The following is a 23,047-nucleotide window of genomic DNA, read 5'->3' as shown; positions in this document are numbered from 1 at the left end:
AGGAAGGCCGGAAGGAAAGACGGACGACATGACCCAACCCTGCGTCCTCGCGGTCGCCATCACGGGCTCGGTTCCGCGCAAGAAGGACAACCCGGCCGTCCCGACCACGCCCGAGGAGCAGGTCGAGAGCACGCGGGCGGCCTACGAGGCCGGGGCCGCGCTCGTGCACATCCACGTCCGCAACCCGGACGAGAGCTCCTCCTCCGACCCCGCGCTCTTCGCGCGGGTGCAGGAGGGGGTGCGCCGGCACTGCCCGGGCATGATCGTGCAGTTCTCGACAGGCGGGCGGGGCCGGGATCCGGCGGCGAGGGGCAACGCGCTGGACCGGCGGCCGGACATGGCCTCGCTCTCCACCGGTTCCGTGAACTTCCCCACCATCGTCTACGAGAACCCGGCGGCGCTGGTGACGGACCTCGCGACCAAGATGCGGGCGCATGGCGTACTGCCGGAGATCGAGGTGTTCGACCTCTCGCACCTCCACGGCGCGAAGCGGCTCGTCGAGGCCGGGCTGATGCACGACCGGCCGCACGTGCAGTTCGTCCTCGGCGTGAAGAACGCGATGCCCGCCGAGGAACGGCTGCTGGACATCCTCCTGGCCGAGCTAAAGGTTGTGCTGCCCGGGGCCACCTGGACGGCCGCCGGCATCGGGCGCGAGCAGGCGCGGGTCATGCAATGGGCGCTCGCCCGCGGCGCCGACGGGGTGCGGACCGGACTCGAGGACAACATCCGCGTCAGCAAGGATCGCCTGGCCGCGAGCAACGCGGAGCTCGTGGGCCTGGCCGCCTCGATGATCCGTGCGGCGGGGCGCCGGCCGGCGACGCCGGCGGAGGCGCGGGCGCTGCTCGGCCTGCCCGCCGCCTGAGGGGAGGCTCGCCATGACCGAGAGGAGGCCCGACGTGAACCACGTCTCCGAGTTCATCCCGCGCGACATGACGGCGCACCCGCCGTCCCTCACGCCAGTCTACAAGACGAGCGTCTTCCGGTCGCAGCGCTTCCCGCTTCTCTCGTTGCAGAACTCGCTCACCGAGGTGACGGGGCCGGTCTTCGGGCAGCACGAGCTCGGCCCGCTCGACAACGACCTGTTCCGCAACTTCGCCAAGGACGGCGACCCCATCGGCGAGCGGATCATCGTCCACGGCCGCGTGCTGGACGGCAACGCGCGGCCGGTCCCGGGCGTGCTGGTGGAGTTCTGGCAGGCCAACGCGTCCGGGCGCTACCGCCACGTCAACGACCGCTACGAAGCGCCGATCGACCCGAACTTCGGCGGCTGCGGGCGCTGCCTGACGGATGCCGAGGGCCGCTACCACTTCCGCACGGTCAAGCCCGGCCCCTATCCCTACCGCAACCGCGGCAACGACTGGCGGCCCGCCCATATCCACCTCTCGGTCTTTGGCACGGGCTTCGCGCAGCGCCTGATCAGCCAGATGTACTTCGAGGGCGACCCGCTGATCCCGCATGACAGCATTCTCGCCACGATCCCCGACCCCGCGGCGCGGGAGCGCCTCGTGGCGCGGCTCGACCTCGGCGCGACCATCCCGCTGCACACCCTCGCCTATCGGTGGGACATCGTGCTGCGGGGCTCCCGCTCGACCCTGTTCGAGAACCGGCTGGAGGGAAACTAGGATGGTGCTCACCCCCGACGCCCTGGGATACCTGCCCGAGACGCCGTCCCAGACGGCGGGGCCCTACGTGCATATCGGCCTCATCCCGCGCCAGGCCGGCTTCGCGATCTTCGAGGCGGACCTCGGCACCGCGCTGGTGACGCCGGAGACCAAGGGGGAGCGCATCCGCGTGGAGGGCCGAATCTTTGACGGCACCGGCGCGCTCGTCCGCGACGCCATGGTCGAGCTGTGGCAGGCCGACGCGGCGGGGCGCTACGCGAGCCCCGCGGACCAGCAGGGCGGCAAGGACGCCGACCCGGCCTTTCGCGGCTGGGGCCGCACCGGCACCGACTTCGCGACCGGCCTCTGGTTCTTCGACACGATCAAGCCCGGCCCGGTCGAGGGGCGCCGCGGGCACCGGCTGATGGCGCCGCATCTCAGCCTCTGGATCACCGCCCGCGGCATCAACCTTGGCCTCCACACCCGTCTTTACTTCGGCGACGAGGAGGCGCGGAACGCCGAGGACCCGGTGCTGAACATCATCGAGCAGCCGGAACGCCGGAAGACCCTCGTCGCGCGGCGCGAGGAGCGGGACGGCGTGCCGACCTACGTGCTCGACATCCGCCTCCAGGGCGAGGGCGAGACGGTTTTCTTCGACATCTAGCGCGCCCAGCCGTCGGCGACCCCGCGCGCCCCTCGCGGAAGGGGCGGCGTGCCGGTGAGCGAGCGGGGTGCCTCCCCTTGTCGAGGCATCAGCAACGCCAGACCTCGGGCGCACCCTGACCCCTGAAATCTGGACACCCTTCCTCAGCATTGCCTGTCATTGGGTTGGAGCAAGGCGTGTCATCAGCCGATAAGGCTTTGGACGCAAAGGAGCCTCCACGCGAGCCTCAGCCCTCGTCCTGCATCCTCCTTTCTGAACCTCGGAACAAAACCTGTGCCGGGCCTCGATCATCGCGCGGGTCCCCTCGCCGGGTCCGGCCAGCAGCGCGCCCGCCTCCGGCGGCACGGCGGGCTGGTGCGGCACGAGGACGCTCGTGTCCGCTGGGTTCGGGGCGCTGTGCCAGGGAAGGCGCTGGCCACCCGGCGCCGAGGAGAAGGTGCCGGGAGGCCCGGCGGCCGCGACTAGTTTAGGCGAGCGCTGCGGCGCACCCCGTGCGGTGCACGGCCAAACAACGGGCAGGGAAGGGTGGCCCTTAGAAGCAACAGCTTCAGAGGACAGAACCCTGGGGCGTCCACGATGGTGGTTGGCGGACCCTGCGAGGTCTTGTGCTGCCCTGGGGAGGGGCATGCCGGTGTGGACGTCGCCCGATGCGGTTGCTTCAAGCAGCAGAAGAGCACCAATCGCGCCATCGTGATTCACCTAGTAAACCTCGGAGAAAATCGTTACGATCAACCTTAAGTGGCAGCCAGCAAGGTTCACTCGCGCGTGGAAGACCCGATCAACCGCCTCCTGCGCACCTGCGGCCTGCGCGAATTTGTCTATCTCCGATACCCGCCCTTCCGTGTCGAAGGCGGCGCCGACCCCGTCGACGAACCGCTCGCGGCCACCGGGCAGGACCAGACGGAGGCCGCAAGTCCTGAGGAGGCGGCGGCGCCAGGCATCCAGCCCGGCAGGTCGGAGGGGAGGCCAAGCCGCACGGCGTCTGCTTCCGGGGCGCTCGCGGCTGGGCTTCCTGCTCCCGAGCCCGATCTCCCCCTCGCCTCCGGCGTGCTGCACGCCTTGCCGCTGACAGGCCGTCCGCCGCGGCCCCGACTCGTTCCGCTGCCCAGCGCTCTCTCCCCACCCCATCCCGGCCGGCGCTTCGCCTTGCTCGACGAGATTGCGGCCGAGGTCGCGGCACCCCGCTTCTCGCCCCTCGGCCGTCAGGCAGCGACGCCTCCTGCTTCCCTTGCGAATCCGCCCGCCGCCCGGCTTCGCGTGCGCCTTCGAAGGCCGGTCCGACCCCAAAGGGAAACCTGATGCCGCTCGTCGCCTTTGTCTCGCCCAAGGGTGGCGTGGGGAAGACCACGCTTGCCGCGAACTTGGCCGCGCTCCTCGCCGCCCGCGGCCACGACGTCGTCGCGCTCGACCTTGATCCGCAGAACGCCCTCCGCCTGCATCTCGGCCACTCCCTGCGGGAGGAGGAGGGCTTCCTCTCGGGCCTCGCTCAGGGAAGAGGCTGGCGCTCGGCCTTGCGGCCCACCTCCTACGGCGTCTCCCTCCTGCCTTTCGGCGCGACGGAGCCGCGGCAGGCGATGGAACTCGGGCGCCTGTTGCTCGATCGCCCGGAGGCGCTGGCGGACCCCGTGGGCGAGATGCTGGCCGATCCCCGCCGCGTCCTTGTCGTGGATACCCCGCCAGGACCGTCGCCGGCGCTCTCGGCCCTCCTCCCGTTGCTGGACGTCACGGTGGTCGTCCTCCTCGCCGATGGCGGCAGCGTGTCGCTCATTCCCCGCGTCGCCGACGGCACCTTCCTGGGTCGTGGAACACTGGCCGTGCGGGCAGCCAGGCAGGCCGTGCTGGCGTTGAACCAGCTGGAACTCGACCAGCCGCTCTCCGACGCCGTTCTCGACCTCGCCCGCGCGTCGATGGGGTCGCGCCTGCTCGGCGTGGTCGGGCGAGACCCGGAGGTGGCCGAGGCGCTCGCCGACCGTCGGCTGCCCGTCGAGATGCCGGGCGGCCGCGCCGCCGAGGATCTCTCCCTGCTGGCGGAGGGGCTGCTCGGACGCCTTGAGCCGCCGGCCCTCGCCACGGCGCACGAATCCGTTCTGCAGGACTGGAGGGCTCGCCAGTGACGGCCATGCGGATGACCGCGGCAACCGCCCGCCTTCCACTCCTCGGGCGCGCCATGAGAATGGCCAGCATCCTGTTGGGAGCCCTCGCCACGCTTTTCGTCGTCACCGTGCCGCTCAGCGGGGAGCAGCAGGTGGTGCTCACCCTGACCGGCATTGCCGCCTTCCTGCTCATCGGCCGATCGAAGTCCCGCCGCGCGACCGTGCTCCTCGTCGTGCTCTCCTTCGCCGTCACCTCCCGCTATCTCTGGTGGCGGCTGACGGAGACGCTGGAGTTCGAGGGCTTCCTGCAAGGCTTCCTCTCCATCGGCCTTCTTGCCGCGGAGTTCTACGCCGGCGCCCTCCTCTTCCTGTCCTACGTCCAGCTCACCTACCCTCTGGACCGCAAGCCCACCGCGCTGCCCCGCGACCCCGCGGACTGGCCGAGTGTGGACGTCTACGTTCCCTCCTACAACGAGAGCCTGGAGATCGTGCGGCCGACGGTGCTCGCCTGCATGAACATGGACTGGCCGCGCGACAAGATGAACGTCTATGTCCTGGACGACGGGCGCCGCCCGGAGTTCCGCGCGTTCTGCGAGGAGATCGGCTGCGGCTACATCGTCCGTCCAGACAACAAGGGCGCCAAGGCAGGCAATATCAACCACGCGCTGCGCCACACGGACGGCGACTACATCGCCATCTTCGACTGCGACCACGCGCCCACCCGCGCCTTCCTGCAGATGACGGCGGGCTGGCTGGTCCGTGACCAGCGCCTGTCGATGGTGCAGACGCCGCACCACTTCTACTCGCCCGATCCGTTCGAGCGGAACCTCGCGCGCAGCCGCCCCGTGCCGAACGAGGGGCTGCTCTTCTACGGGGCCATCCAGCCCGGAAACGATCTCTGGAACGCCGCCTTCTTCTGTGGCTCCTGCGCGCTCATCCGGCGCACCGCGCTCATGGAAGTCGGTGGCGTCCCGCACGAGACGGTGACGGAGGACTGCCACTGCTCCCTACGGATGCAGCAGAAGGGCTGGCACACCGCCTATATCCGCCTGCCGCTTGCGGCCGGCTTGGCGACGGAGCGGCTGGCCATCCATATCGGCCAGCGCATGCGCTGGGCCCGTGGCATGATCCAGATCATGCGGCTGGAGAACACGCCCTTTGCGCCCGGCCTGACCTGGGCGCAGCGGCTCTGCTACTTCACCGCCGGCTTCTCCTTCCTCTTCGCGCTGCCGCGAATCGTCTTCCTGACCTCGCCCTTCGCCTTCCTCTTCTTCGGGCAGAACATCATCGCGGCGTCCCCACTGGCCATCATCGCCTACGCCGGCAGCCACATGTTCCACGCTTTCGGCACCGCCTCACGCCTCAATGGGAAGAACCGGCACTCCTTCTGGTCCGAGATCTACGAGGCCTGCATGGCGGCGCCCCTCATCCTCGTCACGCTCGCCACGCTGTGGAATCCACGGAAGGGCAAGTTCAACGTGACGGACAAGGGCGGCCGGCTGGAAGAAGGCTATCTCGACGTCCGGGCCGTGTTGCCGACGCTTATTCTCCTTGGCGCACAGATCGTCGCCGTCAGCATCGGCCTTTACGGCACCCTCACCACGGAGCCGGGATCGCTCGAGTTCCACGCGTATCTCCTGAATACTCTCTGGACCACCCTCTGCCTGGTGCCCGTCTCGGCCGCCATCGCCGTGGGGCTGGAGCGCGAGCAGATGCGCGATCGTGCCCGCGTCGAGGTGAACCTGCCGGCCGAGTTGGTCTTCCCCGACGGGTGCCGCGCGACGGCGCGGTCCTCTGACATCTCCATGTCGGGCGCCCGTCTCCTCCTGGATCGCCCCCTCGGCGTCGCGGACGGCGACCGCTGCACCGTGGCCTTCGACCTCGGCGACGAGGTCGTGGAGGTCCGCTCCACCCTCCTCCACTGGGACGAGGGTGAGGCCCTGCTGCGTTTCAACATCGAGAACGTGGCCGACGAGGCCGCGATGGTGCGCGTCTTCTTCGGCCGCCCTGATGCCTGGCTGCACTGGGACCAGTGGCCGCAGGACCGCCCTCTGCGGGCGCTGCGCGACGTGGTCATGGCCACCAAGGACGCGGTCTTCCGCAAGTACCGTTTCAAGATGACGAAGGTCACCAGTCGCGTGAGCAAGCCAATATCCGCCGACCAGATTCGCAAGTCCGACGTGGTCCGGCCGAAGGTGCAGGTCGCGGCGCCGAGGCCGCGCGTGAAGGAGACCACCGCGGCAGCCCTCGCGCTGATCGCCGTGCTGCTGCCGGGCGTCGCCCGAGCTCAACCCCAGGCGAGCGCCGCACCTGGCGCGCGGGGGGCTCAGGTGCGGCCCTCCGCCGGCCAGCCCCTGGCGCTGCCGGCCACCCAGCCCTTTCCTGTAGCGGAACCCTCGCCGCCGCCCGTTCCGGGCGCTCCGGTTCAGGTCGCCCCGTCGCCGGCCGTCTCCCCGGCGCCTGCCGGCAGCGTGCGCGAGGCGCGGCTGACCTTCCGCGAGCTCGGGCTCACGGGGCCCATGCAGTTCCGCGGCACCGCGGACCTCCAGGGCGTGCTCTTCGGCCTCTCCCGCGACGAGGTGGTGACCGCCGCGCGGCTCACCGTTCAGGGCGGCGCCTCCGCGGCCTTGATTCCCTCCCTCAGCCAGATCGCCGTCACGCTAAACGAGCAGTTCGTCGGCAACATCGCCCTTGATCCGGCGCGGCAGGCCTTCGGTCCGCTGTCCTTCGACATCGATCCCGTGAGCTTTGCGGAGGTGAACCGGCTGAACTTCCGCTTCGCCGGCCGCTACGCGCCCGACTGCAACGACCCGCTCTCCGGCCTGCTCTACGCCAACATCTCCGACCTCTCGACCCTGAATCTGACCATCGAGCGCCTGCCGCCGCAGCGCGACTTGGCCCGCCTTCCGGAGCCTCTCTTCGATCGCCGCGTGCTGCGCGGCGCCCTCACCCTTCCGGTGGTGATCCCCGCCGAGACAGGGGTGCAGGGGCTCCGCGCTGCGGCGATTGCCGCCTCCTGGTTCGCGGTGGCGGCGGATTATCGCGGCGCCAGCTTCCCGGTGGATCGCGGCGTGTCGGGTCAGGGAAACGCGCTGGTCATCGCCGCCGGGCCGGACGCCGTCCCGGGTTTGGCCCTGCCGCGCTTCGAGGGGCCGACCCTGGCCCTGGTGCCCAACCCTTCCGACCCTTACGGCACGCTCCTCGTGCTTGGCGGCCGGTCGGAGGCCGAGGTCGCGCAGGCCGCGCTGTCCCTCGCCGCCGGCCGGGGCAGCGTCGGCGGCGAGGTCGCCCGCGTCTCCCCGCCCAGCCTCCTGCCGCGCGCGCCCTACGATGCTCCGCGCTGGTTGCCGGCGGACCGCCCGGTGCAGTTCGGCTCGCTGGTCGACCGCTCCGAGCTCCAGGCCTACGGCTACACCCCTGGCACGATTCGCGTGCCCCTCCGCACGGCGCCTGATCTCCTCACCTGGTCCGACCGGGGCATTCCGACGGACATCCGCTTCCGCGGCCCCAACGGTCAGGCGGTGGACGCCGCCGCGGCGCGCCTCGACGTGCTGGTGTCCGACAAGTTCCTGAAGTCGTTCCCGCTCGGCTCGGGCGAGCGGGTCTGGCCGCTGAACCAGTTGACCGGCTGGCTTGCCCCAGATGCCGCGGTGCGCAACGGCCGCGCCATGGTGCCCACCTACCTCCTGTTCGGCCGGGAGGAGCTGCAGATGCGCTTCGACATGCGGCCGATGAACCGCGGCGAATGCGCCGCCGTGCCCGGTGACATCCACGCCGCCGTCGACCCGGACAGCACGATCGACCTCACGCGCGCCTGGCGCTACGCGCGCCTTCCCAGCCTCGGCTTCTTCGCCTCGGCTGGTTTTCCGTTCACCCGCCTGGCCGACCTGTCTGGCACCGCCGTCGTCCTGCCGGAGCGGCCGAACACGCTCGAGACCGGCGCCTTCCTCGACACCATCGGGATGCTGGCGGCGAATGTCGGCCTTCCCGCGACCGGCCTGACCGTCGTCTTCCCGCCGCTACTGCATACGGTGGCGGCGCAGGACCTTCTGGTGATCGGGACGCTGGGGCGCCAGCCCGCGGCCGCGACGCTCCTCCGCAACAGCGCCGTGACTGTGCAGAACGACCGCCTGACCATCGCGGCGCCGGACGCGCTGGCCGACATCCGGGCCCTCTTCCTTGACCGTCCGGGCGCCGCCGAGGTCACCCGCGCCTCCGCCGCCCTCGCCGACCTTGGCGAGAGCGTCTCGGTGCTCGTCGCGGCCGAGAACCCGCTGACGCCGGGCAAGTCCCTGGTGGCGATGCTCGGCGCGACCCCGGCGGCGCTGTCGGATGTCGTCGCCACGCTGCGCAACCCCGAGGCGGCGGCCCGCGTGCAGGGCGATCTCGTCATCATCAATGGTGGTCGTGCCACCGGCTATCGCACTGGCGCGACCTACGGCGTCGGCAACCCGCCGCTCTGGCTGCTGCCCTACATCTGGCTTGGCGGCAGCCCCTGGCGGGTGGCGGGACTGATGATCGCCGCCGCGCTGCTGCTCGGCCTTCCCTTCTACTGGCTCCTGCGACGCCGCGCGGCCATCCGGCTGCGTGCCAGAACCCCGAAGGAGCTTTGAGGCGATGAGCCATCCTCGTCGGGCGTCCCTGCGCGCCACGCTGCACGTCACCCTGGGCACCGCCCTTCTCGCGGCCTGGCCCGGCCTGTCGGCGGCCCAGCTTCCCCCCACGTCGCCCGCCGCGGTGGAGGTGCTGGTCCGCCAGGCCGAGCGCTGGCTCGCGCAGGACCGGGTGGACCTCGCGACCCCCGTGGTGGAGCGCGCCGTGGCCGCTGCCCCGGACAGCGCCTCCGTCCTCTCGGTGGCCGCGCGGCTGGAGGTGGCGCGCGGCAACCGCGACGCGGCCAACACCTTCCTGGCCCGCCTCCGCGCCGTCGGCGCCACGCCCGAGCAGCGCTCCCAGGCGGAGTCCGCCCTGCGCAGCGCGACCATCGACCGCAACGCCATCGGGGAGGCGCAGCGCCTCGCGCGCGAGGGCCGGGCCGAGGCCGCGGTCCAGCGCTATCGCCAGGCCTTCGGCGCCGATGGCCCGACGGACGCCTTTGCCCAGGAGTACTACCAGACCCTTTCTGGAACCGAGGCCGGCCGCGCAGAGGGGCAGCGCGGGCTCGCGGCCCTGGCCGCCCGCCCGGGCGCGACCGACCGGACGCGCCTGGCCTATGCCCAGAGCCTGACCTACAGCGCCTCCACCCGCGACGAGGGCATCCGGCGGCTGGCCGAGCTGGCCGACCGCCCGGAGGTCGCGCAGGAGGCGCGGCAGTCCTGGCGCGCTGCCCTGGGGTTCTTCGGCAACAGCCCCGCGGCCGCGCCGGGCATCGAAGCCTACCTCCTGCGCTTCCAAGACGACGCGGAGCTCCGCCGCCGGCTGGAGGCGCTGCGCGCGGCGCCGCCTCCCGCTCCGGCCGACCCGAACGCGGCGGCGCGGCAGGCCGCCTTTGCCCGCCTCGATTCCGGTGCCCCGGCGGAGGCCGCGCGAGCCTTCGAGGCCGTTCTCGCCGCCAACCCGGGCGACGCGGATGCCCTGGGCGGCCTTGGCGTCGTGCGCCTGCGCCAGGGCAACCAGGCGGAGGCTCGCCGCCTCCTCGAACGCGCGGTCGCGGCCGATCCGTCCCGGGCGCCGCAATGGCAGCGGGCGCTCGATGCTGCCTCCTACTCCACCGATCTTGCCGAGGCGGGGGCGCGCCTGCGCCGGAACGACCTCGAGGGTGCCGACGCGGCCGCCCGGCGCGCCGCGCTGCGCGAGGTGGACGACCGGTCCGATGCGGAGGCCCTGCTGGGCGAGCTGGCCTTGCGCCGCAACGACGCCGCGGGCGCCGAGGCCCGCTTCCGCGCCGCGCTCAGCCGTCGCCCGGGCTTCGGCGTCGCGCAGCAGGGGCTGAACGCGGCGCTGCGCGCCCAGGGGCGCCCGCCCGCCTTCGCCCTGGCGGAGCCCGCCTCGACCAGTCGTCCCGCCACGGGGGCCGCGAGTCCCGAGGCCAATTCCTACCGTGCGGAAGCCGCCCGCGTGGCCGACCCCGCCGCGGCGGCCGCCCTGCTTCGCAACGCGGTCGCCGCGGCGCCCGAGGATCCATGGATCCGCCTCGACCTCGCCCGCGCGCTCCGCCGCCAGGGCCGCGGTGCCGAGGCGCGCGCCGCGGTCGAGGAGCTCGCCGCCCGCTCGACGCTGCCCGACGCTTCTTACGCCGCCGCCCTCTTCGCCGAGGAGGACAACCGCGTTGCCGACGCCGATGCTCTCCTCTCCCGCGTCCCGGCCAATCGGCGCAGCCCGGACATGTCGCGCCTGGCCACCCGCATCCGCGGCCAGCGCGACGTCCAGGCCGCCGCCGCCCTGCTGCCGCTGAGCCCCGTTGAGGGGCGTTCCCGCCTGCTCGCCCTCGCGGCTCGCCCGGACCCCACGGGCAGCACCGCCGTGGCGGTGATTCGCGCCTTCGGCGAGGCGAACGACCGTCCGGGCGCGGCGGAGGCCGCCCGCGTTGCCGTCGCGAACCGCGCCTCGGGCGGTGCGGCCGCGCGAATCGCCATCGCCGGCGCCCTTCTCGGCGCCGGGCTCGACGCCGAGGCCACGGCCCTGGCCGCCGAGGCGGAGGGGGCGGGCGCCACCGCCGAGCAGCGGCGCGACCTCGCCCAGCTTCGGGCGGGCGTCGCCGTGCGCGCCGCCGACCGGCTGAACGAGGCCGGCTCCCAGGCCGACGCCTTCGAACGCCTGCGCCCCGTCCTTGCCGAGGACCCGAACAACGGCGATGCCCGCCTCGCGCTCTCCCGCCTCTACCTCGGCGCCCGCCGCCCGGAGGAGGCGCTGCGCGTGGCCGAGGCGGTGCTGGTCCGCGATCCCCGCAACCTCGATGCCCGCCGCACGGCGATCGAGGCGGCCCTCTCCCTGGGAGACCGCTCGCGCGCCGAGGGCCTGCTGGCCGCCGCCCAGGCAAGCAGCCCCCGCGATTCCCGCGTGGCGCTGCTGGAGGCCCGTGTCGCCCGTGCGGCCGGTGACGAAACCCGCGCCCGCCGCGCGCTGGACTTGGCGGGCAGCCTTCGCAGCGCGGAGCTCGGCGGCAGCGCGCGTGCCAGCACCGTCGCCGCGCCGGGGGCGATTCCAACGCCTGGCCTCTCCAACCCCTTTCTGCGCACCGCGTCGGGTGCCGGACCTACGTTCACCGTGGCCCAGTCCAGCGACCCCGTCTTGCGCGGCATCCAGGCCGAGGCGGACGCGCTGCGGAACGAGGCCGGCACGCTCCTCGCTGGCGGCATCGCCGCGCGTCTCCGCTCCGGTGATCCCGGCCTCGATCGGCTGCGGGAGCTCGGCGCGGTCTTCCAGGCGGAGATCTCGCCCGGCACACTCGGCGGGCGGCTGACCGGGTCGGTGCAGCCCGTCGCCATCGACTCCGGCTCGCCGAGCGCCGACGTGCAGGCGCTGCGGCGGTTCGGGACGAATGCCCTGAACACCTCCCTTACCGGCAGCGCCGCTGGCCTCGCGCAGCGGCGCGACACCAGCGCTGCCGGCGTCGCGCTCGCCGTCAACTACGTGCGGGCGGACTGGCTGAAGCTCGACATCGGCAGCACGCCGCTGGGCTTCCGCGGAAGCAACGTCGTCGGTGGCCTCGAACTGTCGCCCGCGTTGACGGATCGCCTGCGCCTCCGCGTCGCCGGCGAGCGGCGCGCCGTGACGGACAGCCTTCTGTCCTGGGCGGGCGCCGTGGACGACCGCACCGGCGCCAGCATGGGCCCGGTGATGCGCACCACCGGCCGTGCCCAGCTGGAGGTGCCGATCGGCGCCGGCTTTGCTTACGGCGGCGGCGGCTACTCGAGCTTCGAGGGCGACAACGTCGCCAGCAACACCCGCATCGAGGCCGGCGCCGGCGTTTCGCTGCCCATTACCAAGACCGAGAGCGGCGAGCTGACCGCCGGCGTGGACCTCGTCTATCTCGGCTACGACCGCAACCTGCGCTACTTCACCCTCGGCCACGGTGGCTACTTCAGCCCGCAGCAATACACCGCGCTGAACATTCCCGTGGACTACCGGGGCCGCGCGGGCGATGTCCGCTACCGGATCGGCGCCACCGCGGGCTACGCCGCCTACCACGAGGACCGGGCGCCGCTCTTTCCCAACAGCCCGGGCCTGCAGGGGCAGGCGGAAGCGCTGGCTGCCGTGACGGCCGGCAGTGCCTCACCCGTCAATGCCTTTTACCCCGGCCAGTCGCAGAGCGGCTTCGTGGGTGGTGTGCGGGCCGAACTGGAATGGGCCATCAACCCCGCCCTGACCCTCGGAGGGGCCATCCGATACGACAAGGCGGCCAACTTTGATGAGACGCGGGTCCTTATGCGTCTCCAAAATCGCTTTTGACGAAGCGTCGCACGAACCTTCCCCTAGCCGGAGGGCGGATAGGGGAAGGGGGCCGCGGCAGGAAGGTCGGAGCGTCGAGGAGCACCTGGTGGGGCGTTTGCAGGCGGGTACCCCACCGCTCAGTTAAACGGATGCACAGTTATAATCGACCTCTATCAACTGAGCGCCTCCCCATCGCTGCTTCATGGGTGAGACGAGATGAAGGGCAGCACGAGACGACACACCTTCCCTCATGAGTGCCATACCTCGAACCCGCAAACTTCACGAGCCATGTTGAGCAGAAATTCGCAGTCACGAGCACATTTCCATAACATCGAATTTTTTTGAAGTACTTATTTTCTAGTATGAGACAACGCTGGATGCCGAAAGCGAACTCAATTCAACTTGCATTAAGTTAATGATTTTTTGCTGCTACTATCCCAATGACTTGCCGTGTCAATGACAAGCAATGCTGTTAAGTGTCACGCGTTGCTGTTCTCTACGAAAATGTCAGGGGGGCAATAAGTTGATCCCCTTCCCACCCCCGTAACCCGTTGCAAAAAAACGAAACCTACTCCAGGCCTAGGATATCGTCTCCCCCCTGAATGATGAGCTTACAGCGGGTTTGCCGCCCATAAGCGGGTAGAAATCATCAGGCGTATGGAGGGCGGCCTCTGAATACTCGGTCACCCGGCAGCGAATACTGAGATCAGGGCGTCACCGCCATCAGGGACGCCTCGCTTAGTTCGATGGTGCCCAGAACCGTCGATGCAAGCCAAGATTTCAGCTTTCGTATGGACGGCACGCTCTACTCAACGGAGGTGCGGGCTGCACGATTACGTTTGGAACGGACGTGTACGGTGAGGGGGCGCCTAATGGACTGGCGGGACCGCCTGCACGGAGTGGCGGACGGAGGTAGCGCCTTCTAGGTCGTCATGGATGACGGGCGCGACGGCTTTTCTAAGGGAGCAATTCAGATTGCGGTAACGAAGACCGTCGCTTCTCATTTCAAGGGGAGGCCGAGGTGATACCGAGAGCTTGCAGGGCGCCGGTGCGGCGCTGATAGACGCCATACATTAGAGAGCGCCTCCGCCAAGGTTTTCAGACGTTGAGGCGCAGCAACAGCTGCATGCTCTCGCTGACCAAGGCTGCGGCTTTTTTTGAACTAGACGACTGGCGAATAGAGAACGGCTAGGTGAGCTTGACTTCGGGTATTTCAGAGGCGGTCACGTCATCTGAATGGGGCGGCGCGCCATTTTAGAATGCCAGAAATCTGGCAAACCGGTATGATCGGAAGCCTGAGTTTAGTTTTGTCAGGTTGTATCCTGCACGCGCTAAAAGCTGGACTGACAAGGAAGAGAGCCTCCTCGAGTGAGCTACCCAGGATTGCGCTCCCTCCCCCGCTTGAAACTCGGGGGAAGAGCTATGATATCCGAATTTGAACGTTACTACCGGCGTTGCTAGATCGGCAGGCGTTGGTGTTCGTTCTTGCGATGCTGCTTGTTTCTGAATTCGGAGCGCAAGATGACTGATTTCCTGTTTGACTCATCAGGTAATTGGATCGCATTCAGGCGGAGCTCCAAGGATAACTATGTTTTTGGCAAGGACGGCCAGTGGATAGGCTGGCTACCTTGGAATGAAGCTGAAGTCGTAGACAAGGCTGGTAAGTACCTTGGCACGATTGTCGGCAACAGATTGGTTGCTTTTGGCCGTCCATACCGCGGGTACCCGGGATACCCAGGTTACCCGGGATACGCTGGATATCCCGGTTATCCGGGTTTTGCTGGCTATCAACCTTTGCCGCCAGGTGCCTCCGATGTTAGCAGCCTCAAAAAAGGTCGAGACGACTGATGTAGAAAAGGGAATCCGATTCTGCGCTACGCAAACTGGTCTGTCGTAGACATCTGCTTCCTCTGACTAAAAGATACTGTTTGGTGCTAAACCGACGGATGTCGCGTCCTTCAATGGTAAATTCGTCACGCACGAAGAGTGGACGTGGTCGCTTGTATCAAGTTTTTTGCTCCTCTCCCGCGGGCATCACATCTCCTGAGAGTTGCGTCCATGCTTTGGTGGGCCGCTAAATACCTAAAGGTGCCGCTCCGACGAACGTTGTACTTGATTTTACGGAGTAGGAGGCCGCCCCACTGCAGGAATCCGGATGCTCTCGATTTGATACCCTTTTTTGCTGAGCAGGGCAGGCAACCCGTTCTCCCCACACAGGTGCGATGCTCCAACCATAATGACGGCCTGACCCTCCTCCAGATATCGTTCAAGCACCGGCATCCAGTGAGCGTTGCGCTCGGAGACTAGCCGCTGCTCGAAGAGGTCCCAATCGGCAGAGCTGGCGAAGTTCTCCCGAACCAACCCGCAAATTCCCTCGTAGTCCCCTGTGTTCAGAAACGTGGTCAGCCTTGCAAATAGATCGCTCCCTTGGGAGGAGAGAATGCGCCGTACGTTGGAAATGAAAATTCGATCGGGCAAGGCGGCACGCTGCATTGAGGAATCCTGTGTTCCCTCCAGGCTATCGAGGGGCACCCCACGGGCAGCGGCTGCCTTCTTGAGCCAACTCTCGACGCTGGGTTGTCCAGGCGTGGGGCAGAGTGCCGCGAAATCGGCCGTGACCCGGATTGGTCCCGAGAGAGCAAACGATGTGACGACCTCGATGTCTGAAGGGGTGGAGTTCTGCGGTAGATGGCATTGTACCCGGGTGCGCAGAGTTGCTTTCTCGCCCTCATCAAGGATGGAACCCAAGGATATCTGGGGTGACAAGTCGGGCGGGGGGCCACCAGCGCGCGGGGGCAGGGGCCGCGCCAAGAGATCGCTCGCCACGACCAATCGCAGGGCCTGCTCCACCACTACGGGTAATGGAAGCGGAACGCGGTCGTCTCCCTGGTGCATGGTTCCCAGCAGCAAGCTGGTTCCGCCGTCGGGCGTGGTGATCTGCAGAGCCGGGTAGTCCACCCGCTGAGCGTGAATAGGCGTCATTACGGCGAACACGAGCAAGAAACCTAGCGAGGTAAGGGAGTGTCGCACTGGTCTACTATCTGCCTCCGGTCATCAACCGGACAGTGGCAGACGCGTCCAGTTCTGCCTACGACATCGTCTTTATGTTTCGACAACCGCTTGTTAGCGGTCGCGGGTTAGCTCAGGTGGCACCAAACGCCGCGCTGGGATTGCTGATGTTTTCGGCAACCATGTCCGAGTCAAAAAGGTTCGCATACAAGCTGTGGGGCTCCCCAAGATGCTGCTAGTTGGAGAGAAGTCGCGTGATCCCGACGTCCCGTCCCTCTTTCAGCGATGACCCACTGAGTGGTCGCCAGAACCCAGTGCCGGAGCAAGACGAGAAGATCCGGGACGCCCTTCGCGCCGTCGCCCGGCATTTCGGCTTATCGTGGCTTGCAAAGGCCCACGGACCCGCCCTGCTCCAACAGCTGTGGTCCCGAAAGGACACCCTTTCGAGAATTAACTCGCGGCTGTCGGGTTCTCCCTCTTATGAGATCTGTGCGCGGATGTGCGGGTAGGCGACGGTTACCTGCTTTTCCTTGTGTTGGGCGCCGTCTAGGCGACAGGTGTGCCCGAATGGCAGCGTGGTGCGGCCTGCTGGCGTGATCCAGGCAGACTCCTCCTGTCTCAAGCGGCAGCGTGCAGCAGGGTGACCGTGCGCCGGAGATTGTAGGCGATGGCGGTGAGACGGGCTTGCAGTCCAGCTTTGGCCAGACCGAGCCACCGCATCCGCCGCAGGCCATAGGAGCGCTTGCAGGTGCCGAACACCTTTTCAATCCAGCAGCGTATGCGCCGGACCCGGGCGTTGTGCTTCTTCAGCCGGGCGAGCGCCGCGGCCCCGCCCCAGGTACCCGTCTGCACGACCTGCGGGATGCCGCCACGCGCACGGATTGCTTTCCAAGGCTTGTCGCCGTTGAAGGCACTAGAGCTTTTCCATCTTACTCGAACGCGTAGCCTGAGTTGGCGAGGTAGTTCCTGCACTCGGCTGGGGTGAAGTTTCCGAGCAGTCGGCCGATGGTGGTCCAGAGCGCCTCTCGGGTTCGGGCGGCAGCCTTTCGGAGCAGCGCCTTCAGCTTGGCAAAGGCCTGCTCGATGGGGTTCAGGTCGGGGGAGTAGGGCGGCAGGTAGAGCAAGCTGGCACCGGTGGCGCGGATCGCCTCACGCACACCGGTGACCTTGTGAGCGGCGAGGTTATCGAGAACCACGACGTCGCCCTTGGAGAGAGTGGGGGCGAGGAACTGTCCGATGTAGGCGAGGAAGGCCTCACCGGTCATCGGGCCGTCCAGCACGAGAGGCGCGACAAGGCCGGTGCTGCGCAGGCCCGCGATGAAGGTGGTGGTGCGCCAGTGGCCATGCGGCGTGGTATCGACCAAGCGCTCGCCCCGTGGTCCCCAGCCGTAGCGGCGGATCATGTTGGTGGCCGCGCCGGTCTCATCGAGAAAGACGAAGCGCTCGGGGTCCATGTAGCGCTGCCAGACACGCCAGTGGTGTCGATGGGCCGCTACGTCGGGCCGGTCCTGCTCCGCCGCCCTCAGGCTCTTTTTTTATGCGACTGATCGAGCCGCTTCAGCATGGTCCAGATTGTCATCAGCGACACAGGCGCCACGCCGCGCTCGATCAGGGCTGCCCGGATCTCGGCCAAGGTGATCCCCTTCCGGCTGGCCGTCAGCTCCCGCAGGAACTCTTCCTGCCCGGCCAGCAACGGCTTGCGGTAGCCGCCGATCTTGGCAGGAGCCGTGCTGCCGGTCTGGCGTACTCGCCGCACCAGCTTGATCGCTGCCGACGCGCTGACGGCGAAGCGGGCCGCTGCCTCCCGTGCCGAGGCGCCCTCCTCCACAGCCCGAACCAGGCGCTTGCGCAGGTCCTGTGACAGGGGTGCCGTCATCACCAGCCTCGCTGCTTCATCAACAGCGTCGAATCAGAACCCACGAGTCCATGCAAGCTTGAAGTGCTCTATCGGCATAGACGTTTCCCGCCTCGGGCGGCAGCACGGCTTCCAGTTCGGCGGCGTCATGGATGTTGGCCGTGGTCACCTCCAAGCCGCGGATCAGGCCTGCACCTTCATCGGTCGCCACATGCGCCTTGTAGCCGTGCACGGGCTTGCGGCGGCGATGCCCGGCCCAGCGCGCCTCTTCGTCCTTCTGGATGCTGGCCGAGGGGATCAGCGTCGCGTCCACCAGCGTGCCGGTGCGCACCATCAAGCCCTTGGCTTCGAGTTGGCGGGTCACCGTCTCGAACAGCCCGCGGCCGAGGCTGCGCCGCACCAACTCCCGCCGGAACCGGACAAAGGTGGTGCGCTCGGGCGTCGGCTCGTGGGCAGCGAAGCCGCAGAACCGGCGGAAGCTGGTCCGGTCGTCCAGCGCCTCGGCCAGCTTCACGTCCGACAGGTCATACCAGGTGGCCAGCAACAAGCCACGGAAGAGAGCCAGTGGTGGCCAGCCACGTTCGCCCTTTGCCGCCGCCGAGATATCGACCAGGTGACGATCTATCTCCGTCCAATCCAGCAACGCGGCGAGTTCCACCAGCGGCAGTGCCGCTCGCGGCTCGGCCCGTGCGATGAGATCTTCCTGACCGATCCGCCGCCGCGCCATGTCGACCTCCCTCGTCTACACAGGCAGTGAATCAGCCCACGTCGCGCCGGGTCCACACACATCCGCGCACAGGTCTCATCACAGAGGATTGGTCTCCCCATAACACCAGTCGCCGCGGCAGATGATCGCCTCTGGTGTTTCGCAGAATAGTGCGGCTCATGGCCAAACAGGCAGGCCATCCAGACCCGTCGTTTCCGGCAGGCCGCACATCAGGTTCGCATTCTGCACCGCTTGGCCTGCTGCTCCCTTGCCAAGGTTGTCGACCACGCCCATCGCGATCACCAGGTTGCGCTCCGGATCGGCCGCATAGCTCACGAAGGCGAGGTTCGAGCCGGTCGCCCACTTAGTCTGCGGCGGCTTCTCGGTCACGCGGACGAAGGCCCGCCCCGCGTAGAAGTGCCGCGCCGCGTCCAAGCATTGACCCGTGGTGGCGCGGCCGCGGCAGTAGATGGTGGCGAGTACGCCACGGGTCATCGGCACCAGGTGTGGCGTGAACACCAGCCCTGCCGCGCTGCCGCCGTTTAGCCGCCCAATCGTCTTGGCCATCTCGGGCATGTGGACGTGCTTGAGCAGACCGTAGGGCAATAGATTCTCGTTGCTCTCGGCATAGCCAAACCGGCTGTCGGCGCCGCCCCGGCCAGCACCGGAGATGCCAGTTTTCGCGTCGACCACGATGTTACCGGGCTCAATCAGCTTGCTGGCGAGCAACGGCGCCAGTGCGGTCAGCGTTGCCGCGGGGAAGCAGCCAGGGTTAGCAACGCGGGTATGCCCCTCAATTTGAGATGGCCAAACGTCGGCCAAGCCGTAAGCCCAACCCTCGACGTAACGGTGGTCGCCGCCAACATCGACGATCTTCACGGCGCCAGGAACGCGCGCCAGCGCCTCGGCCGAGGTGCCCGTGGGCAGCGACGCGAAGAGCAGGTCAAGCCTCGGCAGGGTCATAGGGTCCCACTGCTCAATCACCAGCTCGGTCAGCTTGGCTGGTACACCGGGGAAGCGGTCCCCCAAGCGGCTACCTGCGCTACCGTCGCCCGCGGCGTAAACCAGTTCGAAAAACGGGTGGCTCGCGATGAGGCGCATCGCCTCACCTCCGCCGAAACCACTGATGCCGACGATGCCGACGCGAATGCTCATGGTGGTGTCCTGCTGCTGGCGTAAGGGCAAAGAAAAACCCCCGAAGCCGGGGGCTGCGGGGGTTCGGAGATGCGGGCTGATGCCGCCTCTAGGTGGACCGCTAAGGGGCGGACCTCACCGGGGAGGGGGCCTTTCTGCACGCAGCCATAAAAGCCGCCGCTGAGATGCAGCGACGGCGTCGGTTCGCGGTACAGAGGCGAGGATTACCCATGGAGCAGACGGTAGTAATCCGCCTGAACATCTGTCAACCAGGGTTTGTAGTTGTGCTCCCACGCCGTTACGGCTGCTCTGAGGCCAATCAGAACTCGGCGTACGCCACGGAGATCTGCTTGTCCGTGTACAATTTCTGATTCATGGCACCGCTCCTCTCCTCTCCTTTGAGGCTTGCAGTGCCCGAAAAACTTGCACCTCTAACGGACCAGTTTAGAGAGGCAGGGCCAGAATCTCCTTGGTGTCGCCTAACCCCAAGAACCGTCGTTCGGCGCGTCTCGCCCTCGTCTACAGCCGTCCAACATCTTGACGATCAGCCGAGCCTAACCGCACGACACCTGCTGACGAAGCCTGCGTTCTAAACGCAGACGTGTTAGCAGGGCGAGTTGGGGGGCTGGGCATTGACGGAGCTAGTTGAAGTAGAGGGTGGTTCTTCTGCGGAGGCGCTGGATCCGGTCGTCGCACCTCCGTCCAGGCACGCGCTTCTAGTATTCGAGGGAGGTGGCGCGAAGGGGATCATCCACATCGGTGCGCTACGGGCCCTGGAGGATCCCCGCTTCGGCCTGAATATTGTCGGCACGGCTGGAACTTCTGCGGGATCCATCGCGGCTAGGCTGGTCGCGGCGGAGTTTGCGTCGAAGGAGATCATCGACGCTGAGGGCAAGACGAGCGTGCTTGGCTCCGTTGGTATGAGCGACGTGACCTTGTTGTTCGGGCCAGTCGGATTAGCCGACATAGACGTTTGCTTCCTCTGATCTGGCTCGGCTCGGCCTGGGTTCTGGCCTTCGCGTTGTTCCTGTGGGCTGCGGTCACGAGCACGCTGAGCTAAGAACAGCACCACTCACTTGAAGGCGGAGCTGTCCATGCCCGAGAACATTATTTCTCACGACGCTGTCGCCCTGGCCCAGCGGCTGGTCCGCTTTTCATCTCTCAACCCGCCGGGCGACGAGAAGCCCTGCATTGAGTTCCTGGCACAGCTTTTGGCTGGGATGGGTTTCTCCGTCGAGACCCACGAATTCGCCCCTGGCCGCCCCTCTGTCATAGCGCGTCTTCATGGATTGCCGGGGCTGAAGCCCCTGGCTTTTACCGGACACCTCGACGTCGTCCCTGTCGGTGCAGCGAAGTGGACGTTTCCGCCCTTTGATGGCGTGATCGTCGATGGTCTGCTGCATGGTCGTGGAGCTTGTGACATGAAGTCCGGCGTGGCCGCCTTCGTATCGGCGGCGGCGCGGCTCCTTAAAACCGGAGTTTCGCTCCGGCGGGGGCTCGTCTTCGTCCTCACGGCTGGGGAGGAGACAGGATGCCAGGGAGCGTTCGACCTGGCACGGCGCAATGTTCTTGGCGAGGCAGAACTCCTTGTCGTCGCGGAGCCGACGAGCAACCAGCCCGTCGTCGCTCACAAGGGCTCACTTCGTGTCGGGGTGACCGCCCGCGGCAGGACCGCTCATTCCTCGATGCCGCTGGAAGGCGAGAGCGCGATCTCGAAGATCGTGGCCTGGATCTCACGCCTCGAATCTCACCGCTTCGAGAAGGAACACCCGCTGCTTGGTAGTATGACAGCCGTCACAACGACCATCAGCGGTGGGCAGAACATCAATTCGGTCCCCGATATAGCTCGGTTCACCGCCGACTTCCGAACCCTGCCGGACGACGACCACGGGAGTATCTTGGTTTGGCTACAAGAGCTGTTCGGTCCCGAGGCTCAGCTCGAGGTCATCACCGACTTCAGCGGCTTCGCTACCGATCCGGACCACCCAGCCATCGTTCCTTTGCTTGCTATCCTTGCTGACGGCTCCGGCGCGCCTCCGACTCCACTGGGTGCACCTTACTTTACCGATGCATCCGCCCTTGTGCACGGCTTTGGCCATGTGGCGGCGGTCGTCATCGGTCCTGGTCACCCTGCGCAGTGCCATAAGACAGACGAGCATTGCCCCATGAGCGAGATAGAGCGAGCCAACGGGATTTACGAAGCACTGATGCGGCACTTATGCACCTGAATATGGCGCAGCATGGAATGGGGTCAGGTTGCGTGCTGCGCGATCTACTTTCTGAGCATAGATCAGCGCCAGCGCGCGCTCCTGTTCTCGAAAGCGACGGCAATCGCGTGCTGCGGCGGCGCTTACGCCCGGGACCGGGAGGTAGCCACATCAAGCACGGTGGCTTCGGCGCCGAAGCCAAGCCCAGTGATGAACGCGTTCCAGTCCGCTGGCCTCAGCGCTCCGCCCGTCGCCTGACGGTGGCCAGACCCGTACATCTCGTCCGCGCCCGGTGGCCGGTGCTCTGCCAGGAACCCGATCAGGTCGCGGTCCTCACCCGAGCGCACGGCGAAATGCACCCAGCCCGGCCGATAGCCCGTATTGGCCGCCATCACGATCTTGTCCCACAGCCGCCCCCGCCATTGCTGGGCGATCAGGGGATGAATTTGCGTGGGTGACGCAAACCGGATCAGGGCCACCTCGCCCCGCACCAGGGGTGCGACCCGGCGTGCCGCCTCCAGCTCGCTTTTCACTTCCGCTCGCGCCGCCAGCACGGCCGCAGCCTCCGGCCACTTGTCCGACAGCACATCCTTAGGGCCGCCCGCCGCCATCAACAGTCTCAGCGCCGGGGTGGCATCGCCCGATGCGCTACGCCGCGGCGCGTTCACCAGCGCCGCGGCATCCCGCAACGCGGTCACGCCGAAGCGCCGTGCCGCCTCCATTTCGAGGAACCCGGCCTTCTCGGCCATGTCTCCGATCAAGCCCAACGCCGCCAGCCACAGCCACGGATCCACATCCGCCACCGCCCCAGCGCACCAGAATGCCAGCAGCGAAGACGTGGGGATTGGATCCTGCCCGTGGCCGCTGATCACCGTGGCACCGGCGGGCGGGTCGCCCGGGACATGGTGGTCCACCACCACGGTGGGCACGCCGGGTTTCGGCAACGCATTCCGCACGCCCAGATCGGTAATGATCACTCCCCCCGCGGGTTCATCCGCCAGCTCCGCCCTCATCGCGTCCGACCAGGGGCTTTCGCCTCGGCCCACGATGCGCGTCCGCACCGCCCATCCTGCCTGCCCGAACGCTCGCGCGAAAAGAGCAGTGGCAGACAGGCCATCCGCGTCGTTGTGGCCAAGGATCCAGACCGGCTTGGTTCGATCGAATCCCTGAATGGCTCTGGCGAAGATGGCGGCAGTTTCGGTACGCGCGGCGTCGGGACAGGTCATTCGACCATAATGCGTCGGTCGCCCGCGGGTTTGTTCGGGCTCGCCCTACCAGGCGAATGGGCCTGAGCTTCGGCAATTCGGCACCATGGCGATCACAGGCGCCGTCGCGCCCTGTGTCGACTGCTGCGACAAGATGCCGCTTCGCGCTGGGAGCGGCCAACCTTCCCAACCACGGCCAC

The 23,047-nt window shown here is 67.7% G+C and carries 15 protein-coding genes; 9 read left to right on the top strand and 6 right to left on the bottom strand.

What is annotated here, in order from left to right:
• Nucleotides 1-28 precede the first annotated feature (28 nt).
• The 7 genes from EAH89_RS16020 (at nucleotide 29) to EAH89_RS15990 (ending at nucleotide 14,579) form a co-directional block, all read left to right on the top strand.
• Nucleotides 29-862, top strand: a complete 834-nt coding sequence (locus EAH89_RS16020) for a BKACE family enzyme (protein ID WP_140884695.1) — start codon at nucleotides 29-31, stop codon at nucleotides 860-862.
• 13 nt (nucleotides 863-875) lie between these two features.
• Complete coding sequence (gene pcaH, locus EAH89_RS16015; RefSeq protein ID WP_140884694.1) at nucleotides 876-1,622, top strand: protocatechuate 3,4-dioxygenase subunit beta; 747 nt, start codon at nucleotides 876-878, stop codon at nucleotides 1,620-1,622.
• A gap of 1 nt (nucleotide 1,623) precedes the next feature.
• On the top strand, nucleotides 1,624-2,265 hold the full coding sequence (gene pcaG, locus EAH89_RS16010) for a protocatechuate 3,4-dioxygenase subunit alpha (protein ID WP_140884693.1): 642 nt from the start codon (nucleotides 1,624-1,626) through the stop codon (nucleotides 2,263-2,265).
• Nucleotides 2,266-3,563: 1,298 nt separating this feature from the next.
• Nucleotides 3,564-4,379 (top strand): cellulose synthase operon protein YhjQ/BcsQ, encoded by an 816-nt coding sequence (locus EAH89_RS16005; protein WP_140884692.1) that lies wholly within the window; start codon nucleotides 3,564-3,566, stop codon nucleotides 4,377-4,379.
• Nucleotides 4,380-4,438: 59 nt separating this feature from the next.
• Nucleotides 4,439-8,971, top strand: coding sequence for a UDP-forming cellulose synthase catalytic subunit (bcsA, locus tag EAH89_RS16000; protein WP_161993624.1), 4,533 nt, complete (start codon nucleotides 4,439-4,441; stop codon nucleotides 8,969-8,971).
• Nucleotides 8,972-8,975: 4 nt separating this feature from the next.
• The gene (locus EAH89_RS15995; protein ID WP_140884690.1) at nucleotides 8,976-12,749 is read left to right on the top strand and encodes a cellulose synthase subunit BcsC-related outer membrane protein; all 3,774 of its coding nucleotides are present in this window, start codon (nucleotides 8,976-8,978) and stop codon (nucleotides 12,747-12,749) included.
• Nucleotides 12,750-14,252: 1,503 nt separating this feature from the next.
• Complete coding sequence (locus EAH89_RS15990; RefSeq protein ID WP_140884689.1) at nucleotides 14,253-14,579, top strand: 4-fold beta flower protein; 327 nt, start codon at nucleotides 14,253-14,255, stop codon at nucleotides 14,577-14,579.
• Nucleotides 14,580-14,849: 270 nt separating this feature from the next.
• Here the strand turns inward: EAH89_RS15990 and EAH89_RS15985 are convergent, their stop codons facing one another.
• The 5 genes from EAH89_RS15985 to argC form a co-directional block, all read right to left on the bottom strand.
• Nucleotides 14,850-15,725, bottom strand: a complete 876-nt coding sequence (locus tag EAH89_RS15985; protein WP_140884688.1) for a TraB/GumN family protein — start codon at nucleotides 15,723-15,725, stop codon at nucleotides 14,850-14,852.
• A 633-nt stretch (nucleotides 15,726-16,358) separates the two neighbouring features.
• On the bottom strand, nucleotides 16,359-16,592 hold the full coding sequence (locus tag EAH89_RS31295) for a transposase (RefSeq protein WP_161993623.1): 234 nt from the start codon (nucleotides 16,590-16,592) through the stop codon (nucleotides 16,359-16,361).
• 77 nt (nucleotides 16,593-16,669) lie between these two features.
• Nucleotides 16,670-17,616 (bottom strand): IS630 family transposase gene (locus tag EAH89_RS15975; RefSeq protein ID WP_408906299.1). Its coding sequence is split into 2 segments (ribosomal slippage): nucleotides 16,670-17,275 and nucleotides 17,278-17,616, totalling 945 coding nucleotides; the frame shifts between segments, so codons are not numbered across the junction.
• Between the two features lie 19 nt (nucleotides 17,617-17,635).
• Nucleotides 17,636-18,322, bottom strand: coding sequence for an IS5 family transposase (locus EAH89_RS15970; protein ID WP_140884685.1), 687 nt, complete (start codon nucleotides 18,320-18,322; stop codon nucleotides 17,636-17,638).
• A gap of 156 nt (nucleotides 18,323-18,478) precedes the next feature.
• Complete coding sequence (gene argC, locus EAH89_RS15965) at nucleotides 18,479-19,456, bottom strand: N-acetyl-gamma-glutamyl-phosphate reductase (RefSeq protein ID WP_140884684.1); 978 nt, start codon at nucleotides 19,454-19,456, stop codon at nucleotides 18,479-18,481.
• A 611-nt stretch (nucleotides 19,457-20,067) separates the two neighbouring features.
• Between argC and EAH89_RS15960 the strand changes: the two genes are divergently transcribed.
• Both EAH89_RS15960 and EAH89_RS15955 read left to right on the top strand, forming a co-directional pair.
• Nucleotides 20,068-20,421 (top strand): patatin-like phospholipase family protein, encoded by a 354-nt coding sequence (locus EAH89_RS15960; RefSeq protein ID WP_206667573.1) that lies wholly within the window; start codon nucleotides 20,068-20,070, stop codon nucleotides 20,419-20,421.
• A 108-nt stretch (nucleotides 20,422-20,529) separates the two neighbouring features.
• A complete protein-coding gene (locus EAH89_RS15955; RefSeq protein ID WP_140884682.1) occupies nucleotides 20,530-21,663 on the top strand; it encodes a M20 family metallopeptidase in 1,134 nt (377 codons plus the stop codon).
• Between the two features lie 122 nt (nucleotides 21,664-21,785).
• On the opposite strand, the gene EAH89_RS15950 is transcribed toward EAH89_RS15955, so the two are convergent.
• Nucleotides 21,786-22,868 carry a single-stranded-DNA-specific exonuclease RecJ family protein gene (locus EAH89_RS15950; RefSeq protein ID WP_140884681.1) on the bottom strand — a complete coding sequence of 361 codons (1,083 nt, stop codon included), beginning with the start codon at nucleotides 22,866-22,868 and terminating at the stop codon, nucleotides 21,786-21,788.
• Between the last annotated feature and the right edge of the window lie 179 nt (nucleotides 22,869-23,047).

The sequence above is a fragment of the Muricoccus nepalensis genome (genome assembly GCF_006438825.1).
In the GTDB taxonomy this organism is placed as follows: Bacteria; Pseudomonadota; Alphaproteobacteria; order Acetobacterales; family Acetobacteraceae; genus Roseomonas; species Roseomonas nepalensis.
This window is presented reverse-complemented; position numbering and strand designations above follow the sequence as displayed.